We start from the raw sequence: 24,099 nt of genomic DNA, 5'->3' as shown, positions 1-24,099 counted from the left end.
GCTGCGCCTCGGCGGCGTCCACCGACCGGGGGAACGCCCACGGCGACAACAGCAGTGCCAGCGCCAAGAAGACCAGCAACTCGGCGCCGCCGACGGCGGGCAAACCGGCGGCCAGTTGCGCCACCGCCACCAGCACACCGCACGCCGCCATCAGGATCGTCAGAGTCCACCGCCGCAGGCCGGCGACCCTACCGCCAGATACGCGGATGCGCCGCTCTCGCTCGCCACCCACGGCCCAAACGTGTCCCTCACCATCGATCAGAGCCTGGGCGGTAGCGCGGTCAGCCCCGATCGAATGATCGAACATTTGTACGATGTCATGGTGGAGGACGTGGCCGGGGACGCTGGTGGAACGGCATCGCTGCCGGCTGCGCCGGGGCGGGGCAGATCGGTGCAGGTGCGGCATGTGGACAACGGTGAATAGAACGAGACGGCCGGTCGGTGCGGCTTTCCGATCTCAGATCCGGGTCATGGTGGAGGCGTAGCCTCCTCCGCCGGGGTAGGTCCATTCGCCGGTGACCGTGGTGTCGTCGGCGCTGAACGTGCCCTCGTAGTAGGCCGGACTGCCTTTCGCCCCGGCCCAGATGGTCAACTTGTCGCCGACGATTTCGTAGACGTAGTCGAAGGTGTTGCCGGCCGCGTCGTAGAACCGCGACACCACGTCCGTGCCGACCGGCTCACCGAACGGGTGCAGGTTGCCGATGACTTCCAGACCGGTTACGGGTTGGCCGAACTGGCTCAGTTCGACGTGCTGAAGCAGGAAGAACCGGCCGGCCATCCACTCGTACCGCACGCTTCCCTCTGCGCCGCCGGTCACCGACCAGGCGCCGACCAGACGGTCCAGGGCGGTCAGTTCGGCGCTCGGCTGAGTGTTCTCAGACATCGTGTCCTCCTCGGTGGGTCGTTGCCGGTACCTCGGAGGCGACGCCTTGGGCTTTGACATCGACATCATGTGACCTGGGTCACGATCCCGGAATGTCAAAGTTCGCGGTGCGGCCACGAGGTAGCGGCAAGCACCCACCAAGGAGGAAGTCATGGCCACCGTCGCCGCCACCGTTCCCGCCGTCCGCCGCTCGTCCGACCGCCTGCTCCTCGCCGGCGGCCTCGCCGGACCGGTCTTCCTCGCCTCGGCCGTGACGCAGATGCTCACCCGGGAGGGCTACGACATCACGCAGCACCCGATCAGCCAGCTGGCCACCGGAAGTCTCGGCTGGATCCAGATCACCACATTCGTGCTCGCCGGCGTCGGCGGGATCGCCCTCGCCGTCGGTGTCCGGCGCACGCTCACCGAGGGCACCGGTCGGCGGGCAATGCCGATCTTCGTCGGGATCTTCGGTGCCGGGCTCGTCGCGGCTGGGGTGTTCACCATGGATCCGGAGTACGGCTTCCCGGTAGGGACCCCTGACGGGCCGGTCGGCGAAATGTCCTGGCACAGCATCGCGCACTCGGCGGCGGCCGCCATCGCCTTCACCGCGCTGGCCATCGCCGCCATCCTGCTGACCATCCGGCACGTCCGCCGTCGGGCCGCCCTGCCGGCGGTGCTGAACGGCCTCGCCGCGCTCATCCTGCTGATGCCGATGTCGTCGAGCCACATGAGCATCCAGATCGCCGTGAACGGCCTGGTCGCCTTCACCTGGACGACGGTCGTCGCCCTCTCCCTGCGCCGTTCGAGTTGATCGGCGTAGCGTGATCCGACCCCGCGAACGAGGATGACCATGAAGTATCTACTGCTCAGCTACACGCCGTCCGCCGCCTGGAACGCCGCGACCGCCGACACCCCGTCCGAGGAGGCGCTGGCCTCGTTCGCCGCGTACCAGCGGTTCGAACAGGAGCTGATCGAGACCGGCGAGTTCGTCAGCAGCGAAGGACTCGGTCACCCGGCGGTCAGCACCACGGTCCGCAGGACCCCGACCGGCGTGGTGGCCACCGACGGCCCGTTCGTCGAGCTCAAGGAGGTTCTGGCCAGCTTCGCGGTGATCGACGTGGGCAGCCAGGAGCGCGCCGTCGAGATCGTCTCGCGGATGGTCGAGGCGCTGGGCGAGCCGATGGAGATCCGGCCGATCATGGGAGAGGACTTCGCGGCATGACCCGCCGCGTCCCGCGTCGCCGGACAGCGGCAGACCGGGAGGGCACACGAACGGCAGCACCGGCGTGACACCGGACGTCGAGCACCTGCTGCGCACCGAGGCGCCGCAGGTCCTCGGCGCGCTGGTGCGGCGCTTTGGCCACTTCGACATCGCCGAGGACGCGGTACAGGAAGCACTGCTCATCGCCAGCAGGACGTGGATGGCCGACGACGTGCCGGAGAACCCGCGGAGCTGGTTGATCCGGATCGGATACCGGCGGATGGTCGACCTGCTCCGCACCGACCAGGCTCGACGCCGCCGCGAGCGGCTCGCCGGCGTGAGCGAGCTGGCGATGCAGGACCCGGCCCGACGGGCCCGTCCTGTACTGGAGACCGACGAAAGCCTCACGCTCCTGCTGCTGTGCTGCCACCCAGCGCTGAGCCCCACCTCTCAGGTGGCGCTCACGCTGCGTGCGGTCGGCGGCCTTACGACCACGGAGATCGCACACGCCTACGGGACGGCCGAGAACACCATGGGCGCCCGGATCAGCCGCGCCAAGCAGCAACTGGTCCGCGCCGGCGCCCGGTTCACACCGCCGACCGACGCTGACCGCGTCAGCCGGATGAACGCCGTCATGCAGGTGCTGTACCTGATCTTCAATGAGGGCTACACCGCCTCCACCGGAGACGAGCTCGCCCGCGTGGACCTGACCCGTGAGGCGATCCGGCTGGCCCGCATGCTCCGCGACTCCCTGCCGGACGACCCCGAGGTGACCGGGCTGCTAGCCCTGATGCTGCTGAGCGAGTCGCGGCGCGCTGCCCGTACCGACGACGACGAGCTGGTGCCGCTGGACGAGCAGGACCGGGCCCGGTGGGATCCCGAGCTTATCCGCGAGGGCACCGAACTGATTGACAGCGTCTGGCGGCGGCGCGAGGTCGGCACGTACCAGCTGCAGGCGGCGATCGCGGCCGTGCACGCCGCGGCCGCGTCGCCGGACCGGACGGACTGGCCACAGATCGCGGCGCTGTACCTGGGTCTCGAACGGCTCAGTCCGACCGCGCCGGTACGGCTGAGCCGGGTGGTCGCAGTCGCGCACGCGTACGGGCCGGCCCGAGGGCTGGCCCTGCTCGACGACCTCAACCGGGTTTACCATCTGGACGAGGAACCGCTGACCCGGCAACGCGAACGCGCGATCCGCGCACATCTGCTCGAGATGACCGGAGACACGGCCGGCGCGGCGGCGCGGTACCGCGAAGCAGCCGCCCTGACCCAGAACCAGGTCGAACAGCGATACCTCCAACGCCGAGCCCACCGGCTCGGCTGACCGATGATCGTCGGCAGGGACCAGCTGCTCGACGCCCTTCAGTGGAGCGCCTCCACCCCCTCGGGCGGAACCTTCAGCCCCCGGGCGGCATGTCCCTGCGACGCGGCGGATCCAACCTCGCCGCGCCGCAGGGTGTGCGCCCCACCATCGTGGTGGTGCTACCGGCCACCGACACCGGGTGGCGCGGGTGGGCGCGGGGTGGCGCGTCAGCACCAGCCGTTGACCGGGTTGGCCGCTCCGGTGTAGTGGTACGCGTCGGGGATCCAGGTGCCGTCGGTGAGCCGGTTCCACAGGGCGGTGGTGCCCCAGCGGCCGGTGTGGGTGGTGCCGTTCGCCGAGCAGGCCACGGCCGCCGTGGCGCCGTCCGCGATCGAGCCGACGACGCCGTACCCGGTGCCTGGCCCGGACCGTCGACTGATCGATGTGCCGCCGTTGCTGTCGATGATTCCCTCGGTGAAGCCGAGCGGGCCGTAGTTGTAGAGCGCCCCGCCGACGTTGACGCGCTTCGAGCCGTGCAGCGCGTAGCCCTCGTAGGCCGTGCTGCCCTCTCTCGGCACCCACTTGCCCAGGTTGTGGGTTGCGATCGCCACGTACGCGCTGTTCTGCCGGAACCCCAGGTGTACGTGCCGACTGCTGGCGGAACCGCCGCAGGTGATGTCGGTGCCGGTGTCGCCGAGGTAGGTGCCCGCCCCGACGGACGCGCCGTCGACGTTGATGTTGTTCCAGAGGTGGTAGTAGTCCGTGGTGTACCCCCGGTCGTGGACCACCCGGATCCAGCCCTTGCACATCGTGTACGCGGTGCCGGCGCGCACGGCCAGCACCCGCTGGTCACCGCCGAACAGGTCGATCGAGCTGAACGGTCGCGGGGAGCCGGACCAGCCGTGCGGGCCACCTCTGAGGGTCCAGGACTGGCCGAGGGCGAACGGCAGGCGCATGCCGGTGCGGAAGTCCCCGTTGGCGGCCAACGTGCCGGGGGCGGTGAAGGCGTCCCTTTCCCGTTGAGCGACGACGGAGGCAGGCGCGGCCGCAGCCAGTTCGGTGAAGTTGCTCTCGCCCTCGAAGGCGACCTGCCAGCCGCCGCGCTGCTGGCGGGCGACGAAGATCCAACCGGACGGGTAGAGCCCTTCCTCGTGCGGGGCGACGAGCACGGCGGTGCCGAAGGCCCAAGCCCGGCCGTCCCGGCGGGTGACGGTCACCCGGGTGTCCTCCACACCGGCGGTGCGGATTCCCGGGTCCGCCGCGACCGCGGCCTCCTGGAGCAGCTTGTCTCGTACGGCGGTGGTGACGTCGGTGGCCGGCGCGGCGTGGGCACCGCTCGGCACGGTGCTGGTCATGGTGGCAACGAGCAGGATCGCCGTGGCGGTACCGACCCAGCGTCGAGTACTGATCATGTCCTCTCCAGAGGGGGTTGAGAGGCTGACATATACCCGAAGGACGATATACATGAGATTGATTTGTGTCTATGAAAAGTGGATCGTCGTGCCGTCGGAACAGCCGGCCGTTAACCTGTCCGATCGCCGCCCAGTCCTACCGGATCGGCCGCACCGGTCCCGTCGCGGTGCTGCTCAACAGCGTGTGCCGTTCATAAACCCGGTTCTGGCGACGCTGCCTGTGAGTATTCGCTGATCACGCCGTGGAGGATCTGCCGTCGGTGCACCCGGATCGTGGCCAGGTCGGCCATCGGCGGAGGTGGTGTCTCGCGGTGCGCCGGGCGGGCTGCGCAGGACGTGAATCCCTTGCCGCCGGCATCACCCCCGGCGCCGACGACCGGCCACGAGCCGTCGCTGGTCGAGCAGGTCGCCGCCTGCGTCGCCGTAGCTTCCGCAACCACAGCCGCACATCGGCCGGAAAGCAGGTAGTCCTGGCCGCGGTCAGGCTGATGCTTCGAGCGCCAGCGCCTCTGAGCTCACTATCGTGACGCGCGAGCGGCGGCTTCCTGCTGGGCACGGGTCATAGCGGCCACGAACGAGCGCATCTGCGGAACGGCTGCCTCCTGGATCTGCTTCAGTTGCGCCATCATCTCGGAGAGGTCGACCGACGGCCCACCGTGGCCGCCCTGAGCCTGCTGCTCGTCCAGGGCCGCGTTGACCGCCTCGACGATCGCGTCGGCGACGCGCTCCATCGGCAGTCCTTTCAGCCCCGGATCGAGAGTCAGCGAGGCGAACCGTCCATCCGCACCCAACGCTGCCTCGACCCAGCCGTTCGCGGCGCTCGTTCGGACCGGCTCGGCACCGCCTGTGGTTACTTCCTGCACCTTGCCCGCAGCGGCGACCACCTGGTCCAGCATCTCCGAGAAACCCTCACTGCTCGGACGCATATCCGCTCCCCCGTCCCATCGGCCTCCCTTGAGCGTACGAACATCGCCCTACACGCCGCGACCCCCACGTGACCGCGAGACCTTTTGCATGGCTGAAACGTTGACGTCGGCCGATAGAATCGTGCCGCCAGAGTCCGTCACGCGATCGGGGGAACCGTGCCAGGCTTCGACGTGCAACCTGAGGCGATTGTCACCGCCGGCAACAACCTCGCCTCCACCGGCGATGATTTCCTTGAGCAGTTGGCAGCGTTCGAGGCCGCCACCGCCGCCTACGACGGCGCCTGGGGTGACGACACCATCGGCACCTACATCGGCACCGCCTACGGCCTCGTCTCCCAATGGGCACTCGACTGCTGGTACACCGTCGCTGATGAACTGGCGGCCGCTGGCGACGACCTCGTCGGCGTGGCGGAAGCCTACGAACGGATCGAAGCGGAGGCCTTCACCGCGCTGAGCGCCCTCGGCGAGAGCCTCGGCTGACCAGCATGGGACTGCAGCTACCGGGCGAACTCGTGTCCATCCTCGGCATGCTCGGCTACGACTGGCCCACCTCGGACGAGGAAAAGTTGTTCCAGCTTGGGCAGCTGTGGGTGGAGTTCGCGCCGAAGATGGAAGCAGCGGGTGCCGCTGCCCTCGCCTCAGGCTCGGCCTATTGGGACAACAATCAAGGCGAGGCGGCCCAAGCGTTCCAAACCTGGTGGAACGGCGCCGACAGCCCGGCGAACGCGCTTCAGCAGGGCATCCCCGGGGCCTCGCTTGTCGGGGCCGGGCTCATGGTCTGCGCCGGCGTCGTCCTCACCCTCAAGATCCAGGTGATTGTGCAGTTGGCGATCCTTGCTGTGCAGATCGCCCAGGCCATCGCGACCGCCGTCGCGACGTTCGGTGCCTCCCTCCTCGAAATCCCGGTCTTCAAAATGATCACCTCGCTGATCCTCGATCAGCTCGTCGGCATGGCCGTCGAGGCGGTGCTCAATGGTTAGACGCCGAGGCAGACCAGGGAGCGGACGACGCGCGACTCCAGGCGGCGCACCCAACGCACGCGGACCGATCGGCGTGGGAGGGCGGGTCATCCCCGCTCCGCGCACACGCACCCGGGTCCAGTTCGACGCCGGTCAGCCCGGAGGGTGGAACCGCGCGGTGAATCGGCGCAAGCTCCAACCCAACACGACCTACGTCGAACGCACCACCGGCTATACCTACAAGACCGACTCCAAGGGCCGGGTCACGCACTTCAGCGGCCGTCTCCAACTGGTGGATGGAAACCGTAACGCCTACCAGCAGCGCGTCGCCGGCAAGCCCTTCCGCAAGCTAACCGACCAGGGCGGTCACCTGTTCGCCCACATCTTCCGCGGTCCGGGCGAGCGCATCAACCTCGTGGCGATGGACTCCAACCTCAACCTGTCCGCCTGGAAACGAATGGAGAACAGGTGGGCGCGAGCCCTGGACCCAGACCACCCAAGCCCCGGCTCGGGCTCCAGCCCAGTACGGGTCGAGGGCCGGGTGCACTACGATCCAAACTCAGCGTCAACCCGGCCCACCGCGTTCACCATCACGGAACAAATAAGTAACGGCCCCAAACGCACCAACCGATTCCGCAATCCATGAGAGGTGCCGTAAGTGCCCGACGGTAGTGACAGCGACATCATCACTAGGATCGGGCAGATCCTCATGTCGATCCTGCCCGACAACGCGGCAACAATCACCGTCAACGGTGAAGCCGACATTGACTACGCCAACGCTGCCCTGGAGCTCCGAGGCCCCGACGGCACCGTGTTCTACTTTGGATGGGACGACAACCCCGACGAGGCCGTCGACGAGATCGCCGACCTGCTCATCGACCTGCGGCAAGTGATGGCCGAAGACGGCAGCGAGCCGTGGTACGGGTTCACCATGGCCGTACAGAGTGACGGCACCTTCGAGGTCGACTTCTCGTACGAGCCCCCAACCGACTGAATGCTGTCCGTGAACGCATCGATTGCCTCCGCTGCTAAGTTGTGCGCCGCTGACGAAAGCGACGCATCACCCACCTGCGGGCGCTGACCCGCATCTGGTCGACCCACCACGCCCCAGCGTCGACCGGCGAGGACCCGGCCGGGCAGGTGCGGCGGAGTCCGGTTCCGGCAGGGCAACTGGATCCGCGGCAGAAGCGTCCGGTTCAGGTCGGGGCCTCCGATGTAGAGGCTCGTCCGCGGATCCATGATCCAACATCCGCTTTTCGGCACGACCGGGCGAGCTACGGCAGGAGCCACTCATCACGGTATGTAGCGCGGCTCGCGGCAGATGTGGGCACGGACCTCTGCGACCGCGTCGGCAAGGGCTTCCACTCCGTCTGTGATGGCGCGTTCGGTGAGGGTGGCGTAGCCGAAGATCAGCCCGCCGGGTCCGGCGGGGCTCAGTCGGTACCGGGAGACGCCTTGCACGGCCAGCCCGTGCCGGGCGGCGGCAGCCACGACCGCGGCCTCGTCGAGGTCGTGCGGGAGCCAGGTTACGACGTGTTGGCCCGCCGCGACACCGACTGGTTCCAGTTCGGGCAGCCGTGTGCGCAGCGCGGCCAGGAGTGCGTCGCGGCGGCGGCGGTAGACCGGGCGCATGCGCCGCAGGTGCCGGTCGAATTCGCCGCGGGTGAGGAAGTCGGCGAAGGTCAGTTGGTCGATGACGGGAGAGCCGCGGTCGGCCAGTACCTTGGCCGCCGTGATTTCGTCGACCAGGTGTGACGGCGCCAGCAGCCAGCCGAGGCGCAGCCCTGGCGCCAGGGTCTTGCTCGCTGTGCCGCAGTACACGACGGTGTCGGGCGCCAGCCCCTGCATGGCGCCGATGGGCGAGCGGTCGTAGCGGTACTCCGCGTCGTAGTCGTCCTCGATCACCACGGCGCGGCGACGCTGCGCCCAGCCGATCACCCGGGCCCGCGCGGTGGCCGACAGGACCCCGCCGGTGGGCCACTGGTGCGAGGGCGTCAGCACGACGGCGTCCGCGTCGGTCTGTTCGAGATCCTCGACGAGAATGCCGTTCGGCCCGACCGGGACGCCGATCACGTCCAGGCCGGCCGCGGCCGCGACGAGGCGGGCGTCGTCGTCCGCGGATGGGTCCTCGACGGCCAGTCGGCGGGCGCCGCGCGCCGCGAGCACCTGGAGCAGCAGCGCGACGCCCTGGCCGTAGCCACTGCAGATCACGACGTTCTCCGGGCGGGCCGACGTGCCGCGGACCCGGTTGAGGTAGTCGGTCAGGGCTGCGTGCAGTTCGGGCACGCCACGCCCGTCGAGGTAGGCGAAGTGTTCGTTCGGCGTGGTGGTGAGGACCGTGCGCACCGAACGCAGCCAGGCGGCCCGGGGGAACGATGACACGTCGGTGCGGCCGTACCCGAAGTCGATCCGGGCCGCCGGCCGATCTCCGCCGCGGCGACCCGCCGGCGTCGGAATCGGCTCGACCGCGACCTGGGTGTAGCCGCCCGCCCGACTGGTGAGGTAGCCCTCGGCGACGAGTTGCTGGTAGGCCTCGACCACGACGCCGCGTGACACTCCCAGATCGGCTGCGATGGTGCGGGTGGGTGGCAGGGACGTCCCAAGACGCAACCGGCCGGCCCGGATGCCGCCCCTGATCGAGGCGGCGATCTGCCGGTGCAGCGGTTCGGCCGCGGACCGGTCGACATCGATGAGCAGGTCCTCCGCCGTGCTCGAATTGGTCCTGGTTCGGCCCATGCAATCGGACCTTACCGGGTGTACCGATTTCCGTCAGGCTCAGACGTATGACGACAGCGACCAGCCCCCGCTTCGACGGCCGCCTCCTCACCCCGGGCGACCCGGGTTACGACGCGGCCCGCACCGTCTGGAACGCCATGATTGACCGCCGCCCGCGGATGATCGTGCGGGCCGCGAGCGTCGCCGACGTAGTGACCGCGGTGCGCCTGGCCCGCGAACTCGACCTGGAGATCGGGGTGCGCTGCGGCGGGCACAACGTGGCCGGCCTCGCCGTCCCCGCGAACGGCCTGATGATCGACCTGACCCCGTTGAACGGCGTTCGGGTCGACCCGATCCGGCGGCGCGCCCGGGTCCAGGGCGGCGCGCTGCTCGGCGCACTCGACCAGGCGTCGCAGCCATACGGCCTCGCCACGACCGCGGGTAACGTCTCGCACACCGGGGTCGGCGGCCTGACCCTCGGCGGCGGCATGGGCTGGCTCGCCCGCCAACACGGGTTGGCCTGCGACAACGTCGTCTCCTACACGATGGTCACCGCCGACGGGGAGGTTGTGACCGCGAGCCGAACCGAGAACCCCGACCTCTACTGGGGCCTGCGCGGCGGGGGCGGCAACTTCGGCATCGTCACCGACTTCGATTTCCAACTGCACCACACCGGAACGCAGACCCTGGTCGCCGAGTTCGATTTCCGCGCCGAGGACGCCGTGCCGGTGCTCGAAGGCTGGCGGGACCTCAACGCCGTCGCGCCGCGGCAGGCGACCTTCACCGCCGATGTCCACAGCACGGCCAGCGGCCCTATCGCCACCGTCGGCTTCGTATGGGTCGGCGACCCTGCACAGGGTCACCGGTTGCTGCCGGCGATGCGCGCGCTCGGGCGCCCGGTCGCCGAGCGGGTCACCACCCCGTCATACCTCGAACTCCAGCAACGCGACGACACCACCGGCGGCCACGCCTACCGCCGGTACTCCAGCGCGCACTACCTGCGGCAGTTCCCCACCGCCACGATCGAGGCGTTCCTGCTGCGCGGCGCGTCGGACCTGCACGCCGGCACCCAACTGCCCGGCGTCGGCCTGCAGGCGCACGGCGGCGCCATCGCCGACGTCCCGGACGCCGACGCCGCGTTCAGCCACCGCGGCACCACGTTCGAGTTCGGCGCCGGCTCCCGCTGGACCGACCCATCCGAAGACGACACCCGGATGGCAGCGGCTCGCACTGCCGGAGCCGCGCTCGACCCGTACGCCGACGGCGTCTACGTCAACTCGCTCGCCGCCGACGAGGGGCAACGCGGGGTACGCCGTGCATACCCGACCGCCAAGCTCGCCAGGCTCACCGCCCTCAAGACCATCTGGGACCCGCACAACGTCTTCCACCTCAACCACAACATCCGACCCAGCCACGCCTGAGCGAACACCCGACTGCCGACTGGATCAGCCACGCCGACCGACCCGAGTGATGAGTTGTCGCGCCCGCACCCGTCATACCTAAGACGGGACACGACGAGACGGAAGGATGACGTGATGAGTGCGGACATGCGGCTGGAGGAGCTGGGCGTGAGCGGGCTGGGCGAGGTCGACGAGCCGGCGTTCTCAGGGCTGGCGGAGCGGCACCGGCGGGAGCTGCACGTGCACTGCTACCGGATGCTCGGGTCGTTCGAGGACGCCGAGGACACCGTGCAGGAGACGTTCCTCCGTGCCTGGCGGCGGCGGGAGACCTTCGAGGGGCGGTCGACGTTCCGGGCCTGGCTGTACCGGATCGCCACCAACGCCTGCCTGGACCTGCTCGCCAAGTGCCGCCCGGAGCCTGCGACCGGCGAGGTGCTGTGGCTGCAGCCCTACCCGGACCGCCTGCTCGACGAGCTGCCCGCGGGCGACGCGGACGAGCCGGAGACCGTCGCCGTCGCGCGGGAGACGATCGAGCTGGCGTACCTGGTCGCAGTCCAGCACCTCGCGCCGCGCCCGCGGGCCGTGCTGATCCTGCGGGACGTGCTCGGCTGGCCGGCGAAGGACGTCGCGGAGCTCCTCGGGGACTCCGTCAACTCCGTGAACAGCGCGCTGCAGCGGGCCCGCGCCGGCATGCGGAAGCACCTGCCCGCCGAGCGGCAGGACTGGACCGGCGGCGAGGAGGACGCCGGGACGCGCGAGCTGGTGCGCCGCTTCACCGACGCAAGCGTGGCCAAGGACATCGACGGGCTCGCCGCCATGCTGCGGGACGACGTCCGCTACTCGATGCCGCCCACGCCGGGCCTGCACGTCGGCCGCGACACGGTGGTGAACGACTGGGTCGAGGATGGCTTCGCAGACATGGGGCGCCTGCGCGGCGTCCTGACCGCCGTGAACCGGCAGCCCGCCGTCGCCTTCTACCTCTGGCGGGAGCAGGAGGGCGCGTACCTGCCGCTGACGATCGACGTCCTACGCGTCACCGACGGGGCGATCACCGAGATCGTCACGTTCCACGACGACCAGTTCCCGCGGCTCGGGCTGCCGGAGCGCCTGCCGTCCGACGGCACGGAGTAGTCCCGGTGTGGACGCTCGTGCTGCGCGGTGGCGCGCGTGTCGCGGTGGTCGCGGCGGAGTGGTGCGACGCGTTCGGCGTCGTCACCCGCGGGCGGGTGCAGCTGGAGCTGCGCGACGGCGAGCCCGGGCCGGTCCTCGGACGCGACGCCGGGTTCTGGCTCCGCGGCACCGGCGTCCGCGCCCTGCGGAACCCCGACCGTCGCACGGCGAGGGTGCGCATCGCCACGCCCAGGGCCGGGACCGTCACATGCCAGGCAACACACCCCGTACGCCAGTTACCGAATGATGGAGGAACGACATGAACAGCATGAATGACAACGGGGTCGTCGCAGGCCCGGCATCGGGCCAGACCAGCCACACCCACCGACTCCGCGGGCTCGCCGGCACCGGCTTCATTGCCACGCTCGCAGCGATGGTGGCCACCACCCTCGCCGCTGCGCTTGCCCAGGCCGTTGGCGTCGACTTCGAGATCCCCGATGGTGGCGAGACGATCCCGTTGTCCGGGTTCACCGTGGTGACCGGCTTCTTCTCGGTCGTGGGCATCGTCATTGCCGTCGCTCTTCTTCGTTGGAGCGCTCGCCCCGCCGAGCGATTCGTGTGGACGGCAGTGTCGCTGACCGCGATCTCGTTGGTCCCGCCTCTCGTCTCCGGGGCAAACACCGCCACCACCATCGCCCTCCTCGGGCTACACCTCGTCCCTGCGACGGTGATGATCCCCACCCTGGCGCGGAGCCTCCGCACCCGGACCGACTGACGATCCCGCATCGGGACAACGCGCGGCGCAAGGGCGGGCGCGAGCGCACTAACGTGGCCCCCGGTGCTGCCACCCTCCATTCCAGGCGCCGGTACCAGCCGCTCGGCGGGCGAACGCCAACGGGCCACCAGGGCACCCGCACCAAACGGCGGGGCCTTGGGACCGGTTATGGCGCAAACGCGGAGGGCAGGCCGAGTTCGGCCCGGGCCGCCTCGATGAATCGGCGCTCGGCCTCCCACAGCGCGTCGAACCGGTCGGCCGGCAACGCCTCGACGCCGCTATCCGCCCGCATGGCCGCCAGGAGCCGGGCTTGGCGCACCAGCTCCGACGAGCCGCTCACCACCTCGGATCGCCCGGCTACCAGCCGGAGCGCGGTCTTGGTGCTCTCCAGCCGCTCCCGGTAGCGGCTGCCCTCGTCGTCGAAGAACGGCATGAGATCACCCGGATCACGTTGGCGCGGCACCGCGATGATGCGGGCGGCTGGGTTGAGGACGAAGGCCACGTACTCCCGGACCGCGCCGATGAAATCGGTGTACGCGTTCAGCCGGATGTCACGCCACTGTCGGTCCTGGTCGCGCCGCCACAGCCGGTCCTGGGCCCGGACGGTGAGCCACCCGCCGATCAGGACCGCCAGCATCGTCGTCGTCGCGGTGACACACGCCTGGATCAGACTCACCGACACCACCGTTCGTGTTGATCTGCAAGGCACCTGACCGTCCATTGTCGCCCGCTCCGGAAGTCTCGCAACGACCCGGACCCGGCAGGTGCCGGAGGCGTGGCTCAGGGAGGGGCGGGGCGGACGTGCCCGTACCGGAGATGGGCAGGGTGAGCGAAATACCCACCCTGCCCGCCGGGGGAAACGGAACCCGACGAACGCCGACTTCGGAGGCAGCCACGGGCCGGGGCGGGTCGATGACTTCACTGCTCACTGGTGCAGCATCCCTGTATCCGAGTCGCCCGTTTGATCGCTGAGTGGGAGGGTTCGGGTGCACCCCTGGTCCCCGCCGTGCCATCGCCATCACTGCTCGACCTTCGAGGTCCAGCTTGAGTTCTGCGAGGCCCGGCGGCCCAGGACACCCCGACTGGCTACAGGGCTATGCGCCAATGAGCGCCGATCAGTGAGCGACCGGCTGCGGTGTCCCGGGACCACCGGGTGTCTTCCCACTGATGCAACAGCGAGGAGACAACTGTGAGTATCAACCCCAACCCCACTGCCATGCGCGTCACGGCGGGGGTGGACTGGGCCAAGGACGACCACGCCGTCTGTGTGCTCGGCGATCAAGGGGAGGTCCTGGACCGGTTCACCGTGCCGCACGACGCGGCCGGGTTGAAGCGGATGGCCGCCCGGCTGCTGCGCGCCGGTGTCGAGCAGGTCGGCATCGAACGCGGCGACGGACCGGTGGTCCAGACCCTGATGCGGGCCGGACTGACCGTGTACGTGATCCCGCCCGGTCAGGTGAAGAACCTGCGCAGCCGGTACGGATCGGCCGGGAACAAGGACGACCGATTCGACGCCTACGTCCTGGCCGACGTGGTCCGCACCGACGTCCGCCGGCTGCGACCCATGGTTGTCGACAGCGAGCAGACCACCGCGCTGCGCGGCAGCGTCCGCGCCCGCCGAGACCTCGTCACCCACCGGGTCGCCGCAGCCAACCAGCTGCGGGCACACCTGCAGATCGTGTTCCCCGCCGCCGCAACGCTGTTCGCCGACATCGACTCGCCGATCACTCTGACCTTCCTGGGCCGGTTCACCACCCAGCAGGCCGCGGACTGGCTCTCGCCCAAACGCCTCGCCGTCTGGCTGCGCTCCGTCTCATACAGCGGAGGCGTTGACCCGGCCGTGCTGCACGCCCGGCTGCTTGCCGCACCCCGCGGCGTCACCGGCGAGCCCGCCGGCATCCACGCGGGCACCACCACCGCGCTGGTCGCCGTCCTGCGAACCCTGACAGCCCAGATCCAGATCCTGGCCGCCAGCATCGGCGAACAACTCGACGCGCATCCCGACGCGCCGATCTTCACGTCCCTGCCCCGCTCCGGCAGCGTCCGGGCCGCCCGGCTGCTCGCCGAAATCGGCGACGCCCGCGGACGGTTCCCCACCCGCGAATCGCTGACCTGCCTCGCCGGGGTCGCCCCCTCGACCCGACAATCGGGCAAGGTCAAGACCGTCATGTTCCGCTGGGGCGCCGACAAACAACTGCGCGACGCCCTCTGCGATTTCGCCGGCGACTCCCGCCGCGCCAACCCCTGGGCCGCCGATCTATACGCAAAAGCAACCGCCCGCGGCTGCGACCACCCCCACGCCGTCCGCATCCTCGCCCGCGCCTGGGCACACATCATCTGGCGCTGCTGGCAGGACAACGTCCCCTACAACCCAGCCACCCACGGCGCCCTCCAAACCCTCCTCAACCAAAACCAACCAACAGCCGCCTGACCCAGGGGTTGACACAGGGCAACTCAAGCCTGCCTCGATCTTGCCAACGCTCAATGCAACGGCACCCGATGACGTGCCAAACGTTCACCCGAGCGAATCGCTGCGTCCATCACGGCTCAGTACGCCCGGCCTTGCGGGGCGTGCCCGAAACGGTCGGCGGTCGGCCGGGATGAGCCTGCTCGAGTCTGGCCTGCTCGGCCCTGAACTGTTCGGCCCGTTCCCGCAGCTCGGGCGGCACGAGCTCGAGTAGCTGGTCGGGGCGCAGCGGAAGGTCGAGCAGACTCAGCTGGACTCGTTTGCGCTGCTGGTGGATACCCGGATCGAACCGTACGACGTTGACCGCGTCTTCGTTGAGGCGCAACTTCAGCCCGTCGCCGGGCTTGAGCATGCCGACAGGCGTCCCGTCGGCCGTTATGCGCAACGACGCATCCTCCGACGGGTTGTACAGCTCCACGCCGTCTTTGCCGCCTAGCACGACCGACCGACTGATGCCCGTCATGGGTGCAACCGGGGTTAGCGCGATCGACGGTGCTGACGGTGAGATGACCGGCCCGCCGGCGGCGTAGTTGTAGGCCGTCGAGCCCGTCGGTGTGCATGCGATGACAGCGTCGCCGCAGTAGTAGCCGTGCCGCGAGCCGTTGACGAGCAAGTCGACTGTCATGCTCACCAGCGGCTCGGACGCCGTTACCACGACGTCGTTGAAGGCGGTAACGCCGTCGTCGTTGGTGATGATTTCCAAACAACTGTGGGGTTCCAGCGTGTAGTCGCCGACTACGAGGCGGTCCAACGCCGCTTCCAGGCCGGCGGGAGAGACCTCAACGAGGAAGCCGACCTTGCCGTAGTTGACCCCGAGGACCGGCTTGTCTCGCCCCACGACCAAGCGCATGGCGCCAAGCATCGTCCCATCGCCGCCCAGGCTCACCACCGCGTCCAGGCGGTCGACGAACGCGGCGGCGGCGACCGCCTCGATATCTGGCCCGACCAGCGGCGCATCTGCCTCCCGCACAAGCAGGGTGCCGCCATACTGATGCACGAAGCGCTTGATGACATTTACCGAGTCGAGGACCGGCTTGGACGGGTGAACCACCAACCCAAACGTGACCTGCCGCTGCCCCATGCGGCCATCATCCCCGTAGCGGCGCTTCCGTGTTGCCGAAAGCCGGGCAGGGTGCCATACAGCTTGCCGGTACCGATGACCAGACTTGCTGGCCTTGGCTTCGTCCGCGGGAACGGGCGCCCGAGCAGGTCAGCTATTCGCGGCCGACCCAGGTGGCGACGCACACCTCATTGCCTTCGGCGTCGGCCAGTACCCACCACATCGGCGCGTGCGCATCGGAGACCAGGTGGCCCCCGGCGGCAAGGGCGGCGGCGATGCGAGCCTTGGCCTGATCGTGCGGGACAGCGACATCGAGGTGCATGCGGTTGCGTTGTGGGCGCGCCGCGTTCATTTGCTGCAACCCGAAGCCCGGGCCGCGGCGCGACGGGTCGAACAGGTAGTCGTCGCCGATCTGGCGATAGCCGAGCAGCGCACGCCAGAACGGCAGCACTTCCGCGCCGACGAGTGCGTCGAGGGTGACGTTGATGAGCTGAACGGCGGTCGGGTCGGCAGGGATGTCCAGTTTCTTGGCGGCGGCCGAGATCCGCCGGGCCAGCGCGATGTCGCGCAGACTCAGGGTCACTGTGACGCCAGCGTTGCGCAGGTCGATGTTGAGATACTGATGCTGTGCCTCGTCTGCGAGCCGGCCGATCTCATCGACGAGCGCGACGCCCCTGGCCAGCGAGCCGGTCGGGAAATGGGCCGAGACCACGTGGTAGAGGCAACGCCAGTCCTCGACACCCTCGGCCGCGTGGAACTGTCCAGCCGTGATCTGCACAGTCATGCCGGCGAACCTAACATCGGCGGCGCGTCGGACGCCCACGCGAGCAGCCAACACTGACTACCCCTCCCCCGCTCACGGTGGTCCGGAACTCACGAACCAAGAACCGGCCGCCGAGGGACCGATTGATGCACTCAGCTCTGCCTCATCTGCTCTTCTGAGCGTCGATTCAGACGTATCCAATGGCGTCGATCAGACCCCACCTGCCGGGAATGTCGAGCAGCTCGATCCGACTGAATTTCTCGGGCAGGGCCGGCGCCACCACCAGGTCATCCCCGTACGGCTCCAAGCCGAGCACGGTTCGCAACAACAGGAGTGGCGCACCGGTGGACCCGGCCTGAGGGCTGTCCGCCGTCGGGTACTGGACGGGGTTCCTCGTCAGCTCGCGGTCGTAACCGCCGAAGGCCTCTGGCAGTCGACCGTCGAAGAACTCGGCTGCGTCGATGATGCCCTGGGCGATGTGCGCGGCTTCCTGGGTGAAGCCGTAGCGGCGTAGTCCCCAGGCGATGAAGGAGTTGTCGAAGGGCCAGACGGTGCCGACGTGGTAGCCGAGCGGGTTGTATCTGGCCTCTCCCTTCGCGAGGGTGCGCACGCCCCAGCCGGAGAACAGTCGGGGGCCGAGGAGGTGTTCGGCGATCTTCGCGGCTCGGGACTGGTCGACGATGCCGCTCCACAGCAGGTGGCCGATGTTGGAGGACAGCGCGTCGACCTGGCCGCCGTCGGCGTCGAGAGCGAGTGCGTAGTATTCGCCGTCCTCCACCCAGAAGTCCCGGTTGAACCGTTCCTTGAGCTCGGCGGCTTCCCGTTCGAGGCGGTCGGCGTACGCCGGGTCGTTCCAGAACTCGCGGGCCAGGCGGGCGCCGCGGATCTTGGCGTCATAGGCGTAGCCCTGCAACTCGCAGGTGGCGCGGGGCAGGCCGGGCAGCCTGCCGTCGCGGTAGGAGATCGCGTCCCAGGAGTCCTTCCAGCACTGGTTTTCCAGGCCATTGACCTCGTTGCGGCGCTGGTACCAGATGTAGCCGTTGCCCATGATGTCGCCGTACTCGCCGATCCAGTGCAGAGCCGCCCGCGCCTCGTCTTCGAACTCATGCACCAGGGCGGCATCTCCGGTCCACCGCTCGTACTCGTCGAGCAGGATCACGTAGAGCGGGGTGACATCCGCGCTGCCGTAGTACGGCGACTGCGGGCGTTTTTCGAACGCGACCAGCTCGCCGTAGCGGAACTCGTGCAGGATCTTTCCCGGCTCCTCGTCGCGGAAGTCGTCCAGCACGGAGCCCTGATCGATCCCCAGCATGCGCAACGTGGCCATGGCGAGCTCCGGGGTGAAGGGCATCGCCTGCAGGCTGGCAAAGATGGGTTCACGCCCAGTGAGGGTCGCGGACCACGGCAGGCCGGCGGCGGGCATCGCCACCTTCGGGAGCGTCAGGGGCGAGTATCGCAACGCCGCAAGGTCGACGAGGCTACGCCGATACGTCCTCGTCAACGGCTCCCAGTCACACCTCAGTTGCGGCGCCTTATCGAGCCACTGGTCGAGGTCCCGCTGGAGTTGCTGCTCGCTTCGCCTGGGGCGGCCGGGATACACATGTTCACGAACATCCTCGCCGTCCGGACGCAGCACCAGTCCTCGGACCTGCAGTGTTGTGGTCCACTGTCCGTGCGGTCCGACGAGGATCTTGTACGTCAGCCCGTGTTCGTCGATCTGCGCCGGCTCGGTCGTGGAGATGACCGTCTCGCGCCGGAACTTCTCACGCTCGTAGCCGAGATGCAGGAACCCGTCCTCGACACGCCGGTGGATCCTTCCCAATGGCTGCTGCGGCTGCGCGACCGCGATCAGAGGCGTGAAGTCGGAGTCCGCCTCGACGCGGACGGTGAACTCGGCCGGTTCTTCGGAGTGGTTGAGGATGCTCAACCGCTCCGTGAAGCTGCCAGCGATCGACCGTTCACGGATGACCGACACCTTGGCGTCCAGGTAATGGGTCGGAGCGCCCGGAACCAGGAAGAAACGCACTACGAAATACCGCGAGTCGTCCACCGCCAGCGCGTGCAGCCGCTCACCGTTGACGCTCAGCTGCCAGAGCGACAGGAATCGGGTGTCGAACGAGAAGAACCCGCACGGGACGGTGGGCGTCGCTTCGATGTCGCCACTGTCATAGCTCAACACGAAGATGTTGCCGTCCAGGATCCTGACGAGCTTCGCACTCATCTATGCCCCCAACGTTCGCGGGCAAAGGTCCGCGGATGGCGCGCGCCGGGCGACCCGGGAAAGAGCCGCTCCAGCAGGACTATGAACCGAAATTTGCCTTCGCTCGTGATCTCGTTCCGCAGCCACGCCGGCAACGGTTTCTCCTCGCCCCGGGCCATGCGGTCGAAGAACGCGTTGTCGGTACGGATGACGCAGTCGGCGTCGCGCTTCTCCCTCGACACCTGAACATCACCATTGATGATGGTGACGAGCCAATGGTCGATCCCGTGATCGTGTTCGAGGTCGAAGCGTATGGTGCCGTTGGTCTTCTTCAGCAGGCGTTCGGACCCGCGGTGGTCGAGTTCGTCGAAGAACTCACTGGTCGCATCCGACATCAGCGCCACCCCTTACAGGTCGACCGGCTCAACAGGCAGCGTCGCTCACCCAGTGGTGCCGCGGCATCACCCGCAGCGGGTGAGATTGGAACACCGGTGTCGGCCGCACCAATCTCATCCGATACGGGTGATGCCGAGGTGCCCCGGCCCGGGTGATGCTGTGTTGGTCAGAACTGACCGAGGGAGTCTGATGTCGGATCCGACGGCGGAGTTCTTCGACGGGCTCGACCACCGCGGCCACGAACCCCTGCTTCAGGAGGCCACCGGCACCATACGCTTCGATCTCGAACACGATCACGGGGTCGACCGTTGGTTCGTGGTGATCCAGCAGGGTGATGTCCGCGTTTCGAGAGAGGAGCGCGAGGCCGACTCGGTCATCCGCGCCGACAAGGGGCTCTTCGACCGGATCGTCAGCGGCGAGGAGAACCTGTACGCGGCGTGGGTGCGTAACGAACTCAGGGCCGAGGGCGAGGTGCGGCTGGCCCGCCTCATTCAGCGAGCCTTCCCGGGGCCGCCTGGCGCGCACCACCCGCGGATGTTCGCCTGGGAGCGGAGACGGCAGGCATGACTGAGGATCTCGTCAGGCTTCTCGACGGCAACACTTTCGTGGTCAGTGAGGACACCGGCGACTTCGACGCGTCTCCCACCATCCCGACCGGCCTGTTCTCGTTTGATACCCGGTTCCTGTCGAAATGGCTGCTCACCATCGACGGTGAACGACTCAGCGCGCTCACGGTCGACGACATCGAGTACTTCGAAACGCGGTTCTTTCTCGTCCCGGTTGCCCCGACTCCTCTTGTCGACCCCAAGATTTCGGCCATCCGCGAACGCTCGATCGGTGGCAGCTTCCACGAACGGTTGACGGTGGTCAACCACCAAGGTGAGCCGGTCGACCTCCGGATCCGGTTCGAGGTCGGCAGCGACTTCGCCGATCTGTTCGAGATCAAAGACGTGCGGGAGAAGAAGGGAGATTACTACACGCGGGTCGAAAACGGGTGCCTGCGCCTCGGCTACAAGCGCGAGCAGTTCCAGCGGGAGACAGTCATCTCCAGCACCGAGCCGGCCCGGATCGACGAGCACGGGCTGACGTACGACGTCAGGATCGGGCCACGTGCCGAATGGGTAACCGAGCTGCACGTGCAGACATTGGGCTTGAACGGCCGTGATATCCGGGAGAGCCTCCAGGGCAGTCCCGGTCGGGTCAAGAAGGAGATGCGCCTGGACCTGGACCGGTGGCTCGCCGAAAGACCCCGCCTGGTCTGCGACTCCGAATCACTGATGAGGACCTACCGGCGCAGCCTCGTCGACCTCGCCGCGCTGCGTTTCACGCCGCTCACGGCCGGCGGACAACGCCTGCCTGCCGCCGGGCTGCCGTGGTTCATGGCCATCTTCGGTCGTGACAGCATCTTCACCAGTCTGCAGGCGCTGCCGTTCGCACCGCATCTCGCCGCTACGACGCTGCGCCTTCTGACGCTGGTGCAGGGCGTCGTGTTGGACGATTTTCGCGAGGAGGAGCCGGGAAAGATCATGCACGAGTTGCGCTACGGGGAAACGGTCGGGTTCGAGGAGCAGCCGCACTCACCGTATTTCGGCAGCGCCGACGCGACGCCCCTTTACGTGATCCTCATCGACGAATATGAGCGGTGGACCGGAGACGACAATGCGGTGCGGCTTCTTGAGCGCTCTGCGCGGGCGGCCCTGCACTGGATCGACGAGTACGGCGACATCATGGGCAACGGCTACATCTGGTACCAGCGCCGCAACGAGGTCAATGGCCTGGAAAACCAGTGCTGGAAGGACTCCTGGGACGCGATCTCCTACCGCGACGGCAGGCTGCCCGGCCTGCCCCGCGCCACCTGCGAGTTGCAGGGCTACGCCTACGACGCCAAGATCCGCGGCGCCCGCCTGGCCCGCGAGTTCTGGAACGACCCGGCGTACGCCGACCGCCTCGAACGGGAAGCCGCCGAGCTCAAGGAACGGTTCAACCGGGACTTCTGGGTGGAGGACGGCGAATACTACGCACTCGCTCTCGACGCCGACGGCGGCCAGGTCGACGCGTTGTCCTCCAACATCGGCCACCTGCTGTGGAGCGGCATCGTCGACCAGTCCCGAGCCGCGAAGATCGCCGAACACCTCCTCGGCCCCCGACTGTTCTCCGGCTGGGGCGTCCGCACCCTCGCGAAGGGAGAGGCCCGATACAACCCGCTCGGCTACCACGTCGGCACCGTCTGGCCCTTCGACAACTCCTTCATCGCCTGGGGACTACGCCGCTACGGCTTCACCCAGGAAGCCGCGCACATCGCCCAGGGCATCATCGACGCAGCCGAGTTCTTCGACGGTCGACTGCCAGAGGCCTTCGCCGGACATGACCGGGAGCTGACCAGATATCCCGTGCGATATCCGACGGCTTGCAGTCCGCAGGCGTGGTCGACGGGCACCCCCTTGCTGCTGCTGCGGACCATGCTCGGGTTGGAGCCGCGCGGGGAGCACATGGTGACCAGACCGGCGGTGTCCCGAGAGATCGGCCGGATCGAACTGCGGGACATCCCAGGCCGGTGGGGTCGCGCCGACGCCTTCGGACGCGGGCGCATCGGCTGAGAGCCGACGGTGCTCAGGCGGCGTACCGCGCGGCCATGTCGACGACGCGGAGGGCGGCGGCCACGACCAGGACGAAGGCCACCGTCGCGGCCACCACCTGCAGCGCGGCGAGCGCCACTGCCCACCGAAGATGGTCAACCCAGCTCGACCATGCGTCAGTCTCCAAACCCGGGTCGGGTCGCAACCCAGCTAGGGCGTGTCCTGTCGATCATGGAAGCCAGATGACGGCGGCGATCAGGACCAGGCTGGCGCGGTAGAGCGACGCGCGTTTCTCGTGGCGGGTGGCCAGGTCACGCCATTGCTTGAACCGGTTGAAGCAGCGTTCCACGACGTTGCGCTTCTGGTAGATCGCCTTGTCGAAGACGGGTGGTCGCCCACCGGCGCTGCCCTTGGCGGCCTGGCGGGCGACCTGGTCCGAGCGTTCGGGGATGACATGTCTGACCCCTCGTTGCCGCGACGCCCGGCGAATGGAGTCGTGGGCGTAGCCCTTGTCCGTGATCAGTTCCTCGGGGCGTTTGCGGGGCCGGACGGGTCCAGGCTCAGGGAGTGACGCGCGACGGCATGCATCACCTCCTGCGCCGCCGAGCGAGATGATCCACCGGGTCGGTTGGCCCGTCACCCTCGTGGCCCTCGCCGACGGCGACCCCGACCACGGGGTCCCGGTCGCCGGCACCGTCGGCATCACCGCCGGGGTCAGCCTCCGCGACGTCCAGATCGCTGTCCGACACGCCGACGCTCGCACCACCAGCGCTACGACCGGGCTCGTCAGAACCTCGACCGCCGCCCCAACAACATCGTCGCCGCGTAATGGCTTCATGCTGGCCGTCTCGTGCACTACGGCGCAGACACGTGCGCTTCACCGCGCCCGCCGCGTGCGACCATACGTTCTGCTGCAGCCAGGCCTACTCGACCATCTCGCTGACCATCGGCGTCGTCATCTACTAGCGCATTTCAAAGTCTGCTCGGAGTGGACTGTCAGCTAATCATGCGGGCGTATCCCGGGCAACGGGGCCGGCCGAACGTTGGGCGCCATCGGCGCAGGTCATCCGCACTGGCCGTACGGCTTGTCGACCGAGCAGTTTTGGATAAGCTTTCGCCCCGCCTGCCCACATAGCGTGCTGCACGTGATCAACGCTATTGGCGAGGAGATGTGATGAACAAGCAGACGATTACCGAGTTGACGACGACCGGGGTACGGCCGGGCCGTGGGGCGGATCGGGTCCTGTGGGCGGCCCAGTCCCTGATCGCCGCGGTCCTGCTGTTGGCGAGTTTCCCGAAGATCATCCGGGAACCGACGGTCGTCGGGAATTTCGCGGAGATGGGGTTCAACTCCGTCGCCACGCTGATGATCGGCTGTGTGGAGATCGCGGGTGCGATTGGTCTGCTGGTGCCACGACTGTCGGGACTGGCCGCCCTCGGCGTGGTCGGTCTGCTGATCGGCGCCACGATCGCGACGACGCTGGACATGGGTGTGGCACCGGCGCTCCTGCCGGCGGCGCTCGGAGTCATGGCCGCCATCGTCGCCCGGGGTCGTTGGTACCAGACCGTGGGGCTTGCCCGTTCGGTCCGTGCCGTCCTGCGGCGATAGGTCAGGCCGGCTCGCCGCCGAACCCGATCTCGTTGCCGTCCGGGTCGCGGAAGGTCGCCTCGCGGACCCCGTTGTCGTAGGTCTCGCGTTCGGCAGGCTCCAGGCCCCGCTCAGCGATGTGGGCGATGCGGGCGTCGGAATCGATGACGAAGACGATGTGCATGGCGTGCCCGGCATGGTCGGTTCGCACCTCGATGAACACGTACCGGTGCTCGGCGAGTTCCCACACTCGTCGCCTGTAACCGAACCCGTCCGAGGCGCACCTGTCAATCCACAGTGATGGGCGTGTCTACTCGTTCCGCGCGGCCATAAACGTGAAGGGACCCTCACCGGCGCCCCGAACCCGGGATCGACACCGACGG

24 protein-coding genes and 2 pseudogenes are annotated in these 24,099 nt (G+C 68.4%); 14 read left to right on the top strand and 12 right to left on the bottom strand.

Translation table 11 applies throughout. The annotated features are described in order from the left end of the window. Together ABZV00_RS26355 and ABZV00_RS26350 are read right to left on the bottom strand one after the other, a co-directional pair. Positions 1-232, bottom strand: a pseudogene (locus tag ABZV00_RS26355) (hypothetical protein); the annotation flags it as partial. A 225-nt stretch (positions 233-457) separates the two neighbouring features. After that, complete coding sequence (locus tag ABZV00_RS26350; protein WP_355610558.1) at positions 458-883, bottom strand: hypothetical protein; 426 nt, start codon at positions 881-883, stop codon at positions 458-460. 151 nt (positions 884-1,034) lie between these two features. Between ABZV00_RS26350 and ABZV00_RS26345 the strand changes: the two genes are divergently transcribed. The 3 genes from ABZV00_RS26345 (at position 1,035) to ABZV00_RS26335 (ending at position 3,390) form a co-directional block, all read left to right on the top strand. Then, positions 1,035-1,676 carry a DUF998 domain-containing protein gene (locus ABZV00_RS26345; protein ID WP_355610556.1) on the top strand — a complete coding sequence of 214 codons (642 nt, stop codon included), beginning with the start codon at positions 1,035-1,037 and terminating at the stop codon, positions 1,674-1,676. 39 nt (positions 1,677-1,715) lie between these two features. Continuing rightward, positions 1,716-2,087 carry a YciI family protein gene (locus ABZV00_RS26340; RefSeq protein WP_355610554.1) on the top strand — a complete coding sequence of 124 codons (372 nt, stop codon included), beginning with the start codon at positions 1,716-1,718 and terminating at the stop codon, positions 2,085-2,087. Between the two features lie 64 nt (positions 2,088-2,151). After that, a complete protein-coding gene (locus ABZV00_RS26335) occupies positions 2,152-3,390 on the top strand; it encodes a sigma-70 family RNA polymerase sigma factor (protein WP_355610552.1) in 1,239 nt (412 codons plus the stop codon). A 206-nt stretch (positions 3,391-3,596) separates the two neighbouring features. Here ABZV00_RS26335 and ABZV00_RS26330 read toward each other — a convergent pair whose 3' ends face one another. Continuing rightward, positions 3,597-4,781 carry a peptidase M23 gene (locus ABZV00_RS26330; RefSeq protein WP_355610550.1) on the bottom strand — a complete coding sequence of 395 codons (1,185 nt, stop codon included), beginning with the start codon at positions 4,779-4,781 and terminating at the stop codon, positions 3,597-3,599. Positions 4,782-5,299: 518 nt separating this feature from the next. Next, on the bottom strand, positions 5,300-5,677 hold the full coding sequence (locus ABZV00_RS26325) for a YbaB/EbfC family nucleoid-associated protein (protein ID WP_355610548.1): 378 nt from the start codon (positions 5,675-5,677) through the stop codon (positions 5,300-5,302). 186 nt (positions 5,678-5,863) lie between these two features. Between ABZV00_RS26325 and ABZV00_RS26320 the strand changes: the two genes are divergently transcribed. The 4 genes from ABZV00_RS26320 (at position 5,864) to ABZV00_RS26305 (ending at position 7,660) form a co-directional block, all read left to right on the top strand. Further along, on the top strand, positions 5,864-6,187 hold the full coding sequence (locus ABZV00_RS26320; RefSeq protein WP_355610546.1) for a hypothetical protein: 324 nt from the start codon (positions 5,864-5,866) through the stop codon (positions 6,185-6,187). Between the two features lie 5 nt (positions 6,188-6,192). Then, complete coding sequence (locus ABZV00_RS26315) at positions 6,193-6,687, top strand: hypothetical protein (RefSeq protein WP_355610544.1); 495 nt, start codon at positions 6,193-6,195, stop codon at positions 6,685-6,687. A 157-nt stretch (positions 6,688-6,844) separates the two neighbouring features. After that, a complete protein-coding gene (locus tag ABZV00_RS26310) occupies positions 6,845-7,312 on the top strand; it encodes a DNA/RNA non-specific endonuclease (protein WP_355610542.1) in 468 nt (155 codons plus the stop codon). A 12-nt stretch (positions 7,313-7,324) separates the two neighbouring features. Then, positions 7,325-7,660 (top strand): immunity protein YezG family protein, encoded by a 336-nt coding sequence (locus tag ABZV00_RS26305; RefSeq protein WP_355610540.1) that lies wholly within the window; start codon positions 7,325-7,327, stop codon positions 7,658-7,660. A gap of 299 nt (positions 7,661-7,959) precedes the next feature. On the opposite strand, the gene ABZV00_RS26300 is transcribed toward ABZV00_RS26305, so the two are convergent. Beyond that, positions 7,960-9,402, bottom strand: coding sequence for a PLP-dependent aminotransferase family protein (locus ABZV00_RS26300; protein WP_355610538.1), 1,443 nt, complete (start codon positions 9,400-9,402; stop codon positions 7,960-7,962). Between the two features lie 47 nt (positions 9,403-9,449). Here ABZV00_RS26300 and ABZV00_RS26295 point away from each other — a divergent pair, with 47 nt between their 5' ends. The 3 genes from ABZV00_RS26295 to ABZV00_RS26285 all read left to right on the top strand — a co-directional run bounded on the left by ABZV00_RS26295 (position 9,450) and on the right by ABZV00_RS26285 (position 12,666). After that, positions 9,450-10,802 (top strand): FAD-binding oxidoreductase, encoded by a 1,353-nt coding sequence (locus tag ABZV00_RS26295; protein WP_355610536.1) that lies wholly within the window; start codon positions 9,450-9,452, stop codon positions 10,800-10,802. A 114-nt stretch (positions 10,803-10,916) separates the two neighbouring features. Next, a complete protein-coding gene (locus ABZV00_RS26290; RefSeq protein WP_355610534.1) occupies positions 10,917-11,912 on the top strand; it encodes an RNA polymerase subunit sigma-70 in 996 nt (331 codons plus the stop codon). 298 nt (positions 11,913-12,210) lie between these two features. Beyond that, positions 12,211-12,666, top strand: a complete 456-nt coding sequence (locus ABZV00_RS26285; protein ID WP_328417850.1) for a DUF6069 family protein — start codon at positions 12,211-12,213, stop codon at positions 12,664-12,666. A 166-nt stretch (positions 12,667-12,832) separates the two neighbouring features. Here the strand turns inward: ABZV00_RS26285 and ABZV00_RS26280 are convergent, their stop codons facing one another. After that, a complete protein-coding gene (locus ABZV00_RS26280) occupies positions 12,833-13,342 on the bottom strand; it encodes a hypothetical protein (RefSeq protein WP_355610532.1) in 510 nt (169 codons plus the stop codon). Between the two features lie 513 nt (positions 13,343-13,855). Here ABZV00_RS26280 and ABZV00_RS26275 point away from each other — a divergent pair. Next, complete coding sequence (locus ABZV00_RS26275; protein ID WP_355610530.1) at positions 13,856-15,097, top strand: IS110 family transposase; 1,242 nt, start codon at positions 13,856-13,858, stop codon at positions 15,095-15,097. 109 nt (positions 15,098-15,206) lie between these two features. Here the strand turns inward: ABZV00_RS26275 and ABZV00_RS26270 are convergent, their stop codons facing one another. The 4 genes from ABZV00_RS26270 to ABZV00_RS26255 all read right to left on the bottom strand — a co-directional run bounded on the left by ABZV00_RS26270 (position 15,207) and on the right by ABZV00_RS26255 (position 19,551). Further along, positions 15,207-16,214: an NAD(+)/NADH kinase gene (locus ABZV00_RS26270; protein ID WP_355610528.1), complete on the bottom strand. Its 1,008-nt coding sequence runs from the start codon at positions 16,212-16,214 to the stop codon at positions 15,207-15,209. Positions 16,215-16,347: 133 nt separating this feature from the next. After that, positions 16,348-16,977 carry a VOC family protein gene (locus ABZV00_RS26265; RefSeq protein ID WP_355610526.1) on the bottom strand — a complete coding sequence of 210 codons (630 nt, stop codon included), beginning with the start codon at positions 16,975-16,977 and terminating at the stop codon, positions 16,348-16,350. A gap of 166 nt (positions 16,978-17,143) precedes the next feature. After that, positions 17,144-19,177, bottom strand: coding sequence for a glycogen debranching N-terminal domain-containing protein (locus ABZV00_RS26260; RefSeq protein ID WP_355610524.1), 2,034 nt, complete (start codon positions 19,175-19,177; stop codon positions 17,144-17,146). Then, positions 19,174-19,551: an SCP2 sterol-binding domain-containing protein gene (locus tag ABZV00_RS26255; RefSeq protein ID WP_355610522.1), complete on the bottom strand. Its 378-nt coding sequence runs from the start codon at positions 19,549-19,551 to the stop codon at positions 19,174-19,176. Before ABZV00_RS26255 ends, ABZV00_RS26260 begins: the two co-directional genes overlap by 4 nt. 190 nt (positions 19,552-19,741) lie before the next feature. On the opposite strand from ABZV00_RS26255, the gene ABZV00_RS26250 reads away from it, so the two are divergent. Together ABZV00_RS26250 and ABZV00_RS26245 are read left to right on the top strand one after the other, a co-directional pair. Then, positions 19,742-20,119, top strand: a complete 378-nt coding sequence (locus tag ABZV00_RS26250; RefSeq protein ID WP_355610520.1) for an SCP2 sterol-binding domain-containing protein — start codon at positions 19,742-19,744, stop codon at positions 20,117-20,119. Continuing rightward, positions 20,116-22,149 carry a glycogen debranching N-terminal domain-containing protein gene (locus tag ABZV00_RS26245; RefSeq protein WP_355610518.1) on the top strand — a complete coding sequence of 678 codons (2,034 nt, stop codon included), beginning with the start codon at positions 20,116-20,118 and terminating at the stop codon, positions 22,147-22,149. Before ABZV00_RS26250 ends, ABZV00_RS26245 begins: the two co-directional genes overlap by 4 nt. Before the next feature lie 208 nt (positions 22,150-22,357). On the opposite strand, the pseudogene ABZV00_RS26240 reads toward ABZV00_RS26245, so the two are convergent. After that, positions 22,358-22,762: pseudogene (locus ABZV00_RS26240) on the bottom strand (transposase); the annotation flags it as partial. A gap of 540 nt (positions 22,763-23,302) precedes the next feature. Here ABZV00_RS26240 and ABZV00_RS26235 point away from each other — a divergent pair. Next, positions 23,303-23,737, top strand: a complete 435-nt coding sequence (locus tag ABZV00_RS26235; RefSeq protein ID WP_355610516.1) for a DoxX family protein — start codon at positions 23,303-23,305, stop codon at positions 23,735-23,737. Between the two features lies 1 nt (position 23,738). Here ABZV00_RS26235 and ABZV00_RS26230 read toward each other — a convergent pair whose 3' ends face one another. Next, the gene (locus ABZV00_RS26230) at positions 23,739-23,966 is read right to left on the bottom strand and encodes a VOC family protein (RefSeq protein ID WP_355610514.1); all 228 of its coding nucleotides are present in this window, start codon (positions 23,964-23,966) and stop codon (positions 23,739-23,741) included. Between the last annotated feature and the right edge of the window lie 133 nt (positions 23,967-24,099).

This window comes from Micromonospora sp. NPDC005173, from assembly GCF_040608515.1.
In the GTDB taxonomy this organism is placed as follows: domain Bacteria; phylum Actinomycetota; class Actinomycetes; order Mycobacteriales; family Micromonosporaceae; genus Micromonospora.
Note: the sequence above shows the minus strand (reverse complement) of the source record. Positions and strands in the feature narration are given on the sequence as shown.